The following is a 6,323-nucleotide window of genomic DNA, read 5'->3' as shown; positions in this document are numbered from 1 at the left end:
ATACTTCTGGAGATACTGATGTACATCAATTTGGTGGAGCTGGCGGGATTTGAACCCGCGTCCGAAAAACCTACGTCGTCGGTACTACATGCTTAGTCTAATCATTACATTCGCCATCTGCTGCGGATAGACACGCCACAGAATAACTAGCCTAAATTGAGTTTAACGCTTCCACCGTCAGGCACGATTTCCACGCGATTCTGTGATATATGACCTTCCAATTCCCTAAGTCACAGACAAGCTAGGGTAGAAGGGCTCTAACAGGTTATTAAGCTGCTAGTGCGTAGTTTTCGTCGTTTGCGACTATTTTTTTGCGATTTTTTAACGAGGCCTATCGCACCTCGGCATGCACCTAGGAGTTCGTGAATCTCGTCGAATCCAGAATCAGCCCCAAGTTCGGCTACCATAAGCTAATTTAATAAAAAACGCAAGTATTAACGATTACTACGTTTCATCATACGGTCTTTTTCTCGCTTCCAATCTCGCTCTTTTACATCTTGGCGCTTATCTCGATCTTTTTTACCTTTCACTAGACCAATTTCTATCTTAGCCCAAGAGTTAGACCAATACATAGCCAGCGGTACCAGTGTGTAACCTTCACGGTCAAGCTGCCCTGCTAAGCGATCTAGCTCACGGCGTTTTAACAATAATTTGCGCGAGCGCATTGGGTCACACACTACATGAGTAGAGGCAACATTAAGTGGGGTAATGGTAGCTGCAAATAAAAATGCTTCGCCATTACGTATAAATACGTAAGAGTCTGCGATGTTGGCTTTGCCAGCCCGCATCGCTTTAACTTCCCAACCTTGTAGTTCCAGCCCGGCTTCGATTTTTTCTTCAACAAAATACTCGTGCCTTGCCTTTCGATTAAGAGCAATGGTGCTGGAACCGACTTTTTTCTTCGTTTTAGATTTTTTCATAGTGCCTCAAGTATACGGATCCTTTGATGCCTTGGGAAATATTGGCGTTTTCTTTGCCTGTTTTTCATGCAAAATTTGCGCTATCAGTGCGAGGATGGCTTAAAAGCGCTATCGTTCGTGAGTCCCACTGAATTTAATGTTAAAATACACGCGTCTTGCTGCCAGGAGAAATTATGCCGAGTATCACTCGCAGTGCATTAGTTATGTTTAGTGCACAACAGATGTATGAATTAGTAAACGATATTGACTCATATCCGCAATTTTTGCCTGGGTGTGTTGATAGCCGTGTGATCTCTGAGTCTGACAATACAATAACGGCAGCACTGGATGTAGCAAAGGCGGGCATTCGTAAAACCTTTACTACCCGTAATACTCTCACACCGAGCCATCATATTAAGGTGGAGTTAGTTGACGGCCCTTTCAAGACCTTAAACGGTGGTTGGACCTTTACACCGTTGGATGATGATGCATGTAAGGTAGAGCTCGAGCTTTATTTTGAGTTTACCTCACGTTTAATTGAGTTAGCCTTTGGTGGTGTTTTTAAAGAGCTAGCTAACGCTATGGTACAATCATTTAGTGAACGAGCAAAAAAGGTGTATGGATGAATCTAATCCACATTGAGGTCGTTTATGCCCTGCCCACTAAGCAAACCGTGCTAAGTTTAAAGGTCTCTGATCAAGAACAAGTACAGGCAGCGATTGAACAGTCAGGTATTTTGCCGCAGTTTCCTGAGATTGATCTTGCAACAAACATGGTGGGCATTTTTGGCAGACAAGTAAAGTTAGACCACCCATTACGTGATGGCGACCGAATTGAAATTTACCGCCCTCTTCTAGCTGATCCTAAAGAAATTCGCCGTAAACGTGCCGAACAAGCTAAGGCTGCTGGCAGAGCGGATAAGGTCACGGGTGGTCGCCCTGATCCTAATCGCGCAACTCGTCACAAAGATTAATCTGCTTATGCTGCTATTGTCGGCTTGTTTTTCATCCACAAGTCGACAATAGCAGCAGATAATACTTTCACGGTTAAAAACGTTCAGAAAAATCCGCCGGCGTTTGGTAATCTCCCCCCACAGAAATAAGCGCATTATCACTAAAGTCTAAAATGAGTTCTTTTTGCTCAGCCGCATTATGTCCTGACTTAAAATAGTAGAGATACACCCAGCGATCATGATCAAAACTGTCCAAGTTCATCGGGTTACCTAATAAGTAGCGTACTTGATCTTGGCTCATGCCTTGACGCAATTGTTCAACTTGTTTGGTTTCTATGTAGTTACCCTGGGGAATATCCACTTTATAAACCAAGCTACAGCCGGTTAAAGGTAACGTTAAGAGTATGGGTATTATCAAGGTTTTGAGTTGCATAAACGCATTATATCCTGTGTGTTTTGTCGCCATCATAACGACACATGCCAAGCTTGTAAAAGCAGATGTGCTGTTAAGGTGCGATACCTCTGACCAGCTGCGGGCACGAGTATAAATGAAGGTGACAACAACTATGGCTGTCTGACATTTTTCTGTAAGGAAAGGTTCCTTGACGTAAGTCGGTGTTATTTCAATACAAGTATTCTATCATATTGTTTTGTAATGTGACTCGGAGTTAACTATGACCAAACACGTTTTTCACTTAGGTATTACCGACCAAGACTTACAGAGTGCCAAACTTGCCATTATTCCCGGAGATCCTGAACGAGTTAGCCGTATTGCTAGCCGCCTAACCAACCCTCGCCAGTTAGCCAGTAAGCGAGAGTTTTGCTCTTGGTTAGGCGAACTTGATGGTAAACCTGTTGTGGTCTGCTCTACCGGTATTGGTGGTCCTTCTACGTCTATTGCTGTTGAAGAGTTAGCGCAACTGGGCATATCTACCTTTTTGCGCATTGGAACAACAGGCGCCATTCAGCCGCATATTAATGTCGCAGACATTATTGTTACCCAAGGTGCGGTACGTTTAGATGGAGCAAGCCGACACTTTGCACCTTTGGCATTTCCTGCAGTAGCTGATTTTGACTGTAGCTGTGCTTTAGTTGATGCGACACGAGAGCTCGGACTCAGTCCGCATGTGGGAGTAACGGCATCATCTGATACTTTTTATCCTGGGCAAGAGCGTTACGACACTTTTTCAGCTCGAGTGCCTCGTGAATTACAAGGCAGCCTAAAGGAATGGCAAGAATTAGGGGTTTTAAATTATGAAATGGAATCTGCTACCTTGTTTACCATGTGTGCAAGTCTTGGCTTAAAAGCAGGCTGTGTGGCGGGAGTGATTGTTAACCGTACACAACAAGAAATCCCTAGCGAAACCACCATGAAAAATACCGAGCAACAGGCCATAGATATTGTAATAGGGGCAGCACGGCGCTTAGTGTGATCTTGTTTAGTTATGTCTATATAAGGGCGATATTACGCCCTTTTTATATTTCACTGTTAGCAGGCTCACCGAGTATCATAACTTCTAACTGTGCTGCAGCTTGTGGCTTAGCATATAAATAACCTTGGTATAAAGAGCAACCGTTGGCTCTGAGTATATCGCGTTGTATTTCGGTTTCTACTCCCTCAGCAATCACTTCTAAGCCAAGGCTGTTAGCCATCGCAATCACAGCACGAATAATAGCTAAGCTACTGCTGTCTTCGGGTAATCCGCGTACAAAAGACTGATCTATTTTAAGTTGGTCTAGCGGCAGTTGTTGCAGGTACTGTAATGAAGAATACCCTGTCCCAAAGTCATCAATCGCAAAACGAATGCCTGCCTGCTTAAATTGATTCATTCGCTCAATTGCCTGAGTGACATCCGTCACCAGCATCGACTCAGTTAATTCTAGTTTTAAGCGATTAGGATCAGCCCCCGTTTTGGCAACGACTGTTAATACTTCATCAACAAAACTATGCTGATAAAGTTGAGCTGGACTGATATTCACTGAAACAGTAATGTCTTTAAATACTGCAAGGTGTGACCACTGTGCCATTTGCTCACAAGAACGCAGCAGCACGATTTGATCGATACTGCTCATAATACCGGCGGCTTCGGCGACTTCAATAAAGGCTCCCGGAGCTAATAAGCCCCGAGTTGGATGCTGCCAGCGGACCAAGGCCTCAACCCCTACTATATTGCGCTCAGCATTGAACTGCGCTTGAAAATACACACAAAACTCTTGTGCTTTTAAGCCGCGATGAATATCTTCTTCTAATAATAAACGAGCAGATAACGCGTCTTGCATTTGGGGCTTAAAGAAACGATATTTTCTTTTGCCTACCGCTTTAGCTGCGTACATGGCCATTTCTGCTTGACGCAGTAATTCTTCTGCAGACTCTTGATAGCCATCTAGCTCCACTATGCCCAAACAGGCACTGCTGCGCAGGCGTTGTTCACCGTGCAGATAAGGCTTATCAAGTAAATTAAGTAAGGTTTTAGAGTACAGTGTTAAGTGCTCAACAAGTTGTTGCTTATCACTATCCTGTGCGCCTAGCACCACTGCAAATTGATCACTGCCTAGACGCGCTAAACTATCATCCACGGTTAATATTTGCTGCAACTGTTCTGCAATATGTTTAAGAAATTTATCGCCTGTAGCAAGACCCCATAAATCATTCACTTTTTTAAAGTTGTCTAAATCAATAAAAATGATGGCACCTAAGCTTGTATGCTTAGCGCTATCTCGTTGAACTTGTTTAATTCGATTAATTAATAGCCGGCGATTGGGTAGCCCTGTAAGGCTGTCATAAAATGCAAGATCGTGAATTTTTTTAGCGTCTTCTTTTTGAGAACTAACGTCAGTCACACCGGCAACATAATGACTGATCAGTCCTTGATTATCTTTTACCGCACTAATGGACAGCCATTGAGGGTATACTTGGCCCGATTTACGCTTATCATAAATTTCTCCCTGCCAGTGACCATGAGTAACAATGTCTTGCCACATATGACGGTAAAATACTTTATCATGCTTGCCTGAGCTAAAGATGGTCGGCGTTTTCCCTAATAATTCAGCTTGCTCATAACCGGTAATGGCAGTAAAAGCACGGTTTACGCGTAAAATACGGTTATCTTTATCTGTCACTAATAAGCCTTGAAAACTCTCAAAGGCTACTGCAGCAATGCGCAAGTCTGTTTCATCTTTTACTCGCTCACTAATATCACGGCTTAAAATAACAACCGCCTCTCGTCCATTAATCTCATTACCCAAAGCCTGAGCTACACTTTCAAACGTCCGCCATTGGTTATTCATCTCTAACTCAAAGACCATGTGATTGACTGTTTTTAAGTTAATGGTATCTGTGATAAATGCCTGTAAACGCTGTGCTTGAGCCTTGGGGTATATATCTTGTATATTTTTACCCAGCGCCCTTTGATCTTTCCCCTCAGGAAATATCACACTGCCTGCCGTAATCTCTAAGTAATCACCCTGCTCATCAATTACGCTCATCATATCGGGTAAGGCACTGGTAATAGCGAGTAGTCGAGCTTGACTCCCCATAAGATCTTGCTGTTCTTGTTGGCGTTGTTGCACATCTTTTAAGATAAAAATGAGTACCAAAGTAAGAGGAACCGCCACAACTAAAAAGGGAACCATCATGGATAGTAAATGAGCTTTAAGTTGCACCTCTACCATAGCGTATAGCAACCCCATGCCTAAAAGGTGCAGAAGTATGCTAAGCGGTAGTAAGCTTTTAAGGTGCAGGCGCAGCCATCCGCGCAAGTACGCATAACGTCCCGCCACACCCAGTACGAGCGCCAACGCCATACTAATAATACTGATAGTCGTGCTAACATCATTGAGCCAGATGTAAAACATCGCGGCCAAAATAAACGCCAAGCCACCGGTGAGCAGCCCATAAAGTAGGCCAGCAACAAAGATAACTGCGTCTGCCACATCTAATAATACCCCAGGGCCTAGGGTAAATGGCATATAAATGCAAGCAATCGTAATCATGCCAAACCAAAAGCCAGAGGTCAGTGGCAAGAGTTTAGGATAGGGTTGTACTAGGCGTATATTCATTGCCAGTAGCCAGCCTGAAGCCAGTATCAATACGGCCTGTTCTATAATAGGTATCAGCATAAGTTAATAATGGTATCTCTCATTATTGGTTAATGGGCGCTTTGGCAGCAATCAATTATTTACCTGAGTACAGTGACAATAATACACTCGACTATGACTGTATTCTATTTTGCTCTTGAATGTAACTCATACCGCTTTGAGACAGTAACCGTTCTCTTTCTCCGCGCCATACTACAGCTGCGCATAGGAGGCTAAATTGCAGAGATTAGCTTTGATACCAATCTACCCCGAGCGTAGAGTCGAATTTATTCGACCTCTTTAGGTCTTACTATGGTTTTTAGTCGAGTGAAGTCGCCTCTACAGAAACCATAAAACCTGAGCCGTTAGTTTGACAGATTAGTATTATTAGCCTA

General features: G+C 43.4%; 6 protein-coding genes and 1 other RNA gene. 3 read left to right on the top strand and 4 right to left on the bottom strand.

Going from position 1 to position 6,323, the window contains the following annotated elements:
• Nucleotides 1-31: 31 nt before the first annotated feature.
• Together ssrA and smpB are read right to left on the bottom strand one after the other, a co-directional pair.
• Nucleotides 32-392, bottom strand: a transfer-messenger RNA (tmRNA) gene (gene ssrA, locus ACTHY5_RS10650).
• Nucleotides 393-434: 42 nt separating this feature from the next.
• Complete coding sequence (gene smpB / locus ACTHY5_RS10645) at nucleotides 435-920, bottom strand: SsrA-binding protein SmpB (protein ID WP_441879457.1); 486 nt, start codon at nucleotides 918-920, stop codon at nucleotides 435-437.
• 173 nt (nucleotides 921-1,093) lie between these two features.
• On the opposite strand from smpB, the gene ACTHY5_RS10640 reads away from it, so the two are divergent.
• A complete protein-coding gene (locus tag ACTHY5_RS10640; protein WP_441879455.1) occupies nucleotides 1,094-1,525 on the top strand; it encodes an SRPBCC family protein in 432 nt (143 codons plus the stop codon).
• Nucleotides 1,522-1,872, top strand: a complete 351-nt coding sequence (locus tag ACTHY5_RS10635) for an RnfH family protein (RefSeq protein ID WP_441879453.1) — start codon at nucleotides 1,522-1,524, stop codon at nucleotides 1,870-1,872. Before ACTHY5_RS10640 ends, ACTHY5_RS10635 begins: the two co-directional genes overlap by 4 nt.
• Nucleotides 1,873-1,945: 73 nt before the next feature.
• On the opposite strand, the gene ACTHY5_RS10630 is transcribed toward ACTHY5_RS10635, so the two are convergent.
• Entirely contained in the window at nucleotides 1,946-2,284 is a 339-nt protein-coding gene (locus ACTHY5_RS10630) for an outer membrane protein assembly factor BamE (RefSeq protein WP_441879459.1), read from the bottom strand.
• 241 nt (nucleotides 2,285-2,525) lie between these two features.
• On the opposite strand from ACTHY5_RS10630, the gene udp reads away from it, so the two are divergent.
• On the top strand, nucleotides 2,526-3,284 hold the full coding sequence (udp, locus tag ACTHY5_RS10625; RefSeq protein WP_441879451.1) for a uridine phosphorylase: 759 nt from the start codon (nucleotides 2,526-2,528) through the stop codon (nucleotides 3,282-3,284).
• A 43-nt stretch (nucleotides 3,285-3,327) separates the two neighbouring features.
• Here udp and ACTHY5_RS10620 read toward each other — a convergent pair whose 3' ends face one another.
• Entirely contained in the window at nucleotides 3,328-5,970 is a 2,643-nt protein-coding gene (locus ACTHY5_RS10620; RefSeq protein ID WP_441879449.1) for a putative bifunctional diguanylate cyclase/phosphodiesterase, read from the bottom strand.
• Nucleotides 5,971-6,323: the final 353 nt, after the last annotated feature.

The sequence above is a fragment of the Oceanisphaera sp. genome (assembly GCF_052084945.1).
Lineage (GTDB): Bacteria > Pseudomonadota > Gammaproteobacteria > Enterobacterales > Aeromonadaceae > Oceanimonas.
This window is presented reverse-complemented; position numbering and strand designations above follow the sequence as displayed.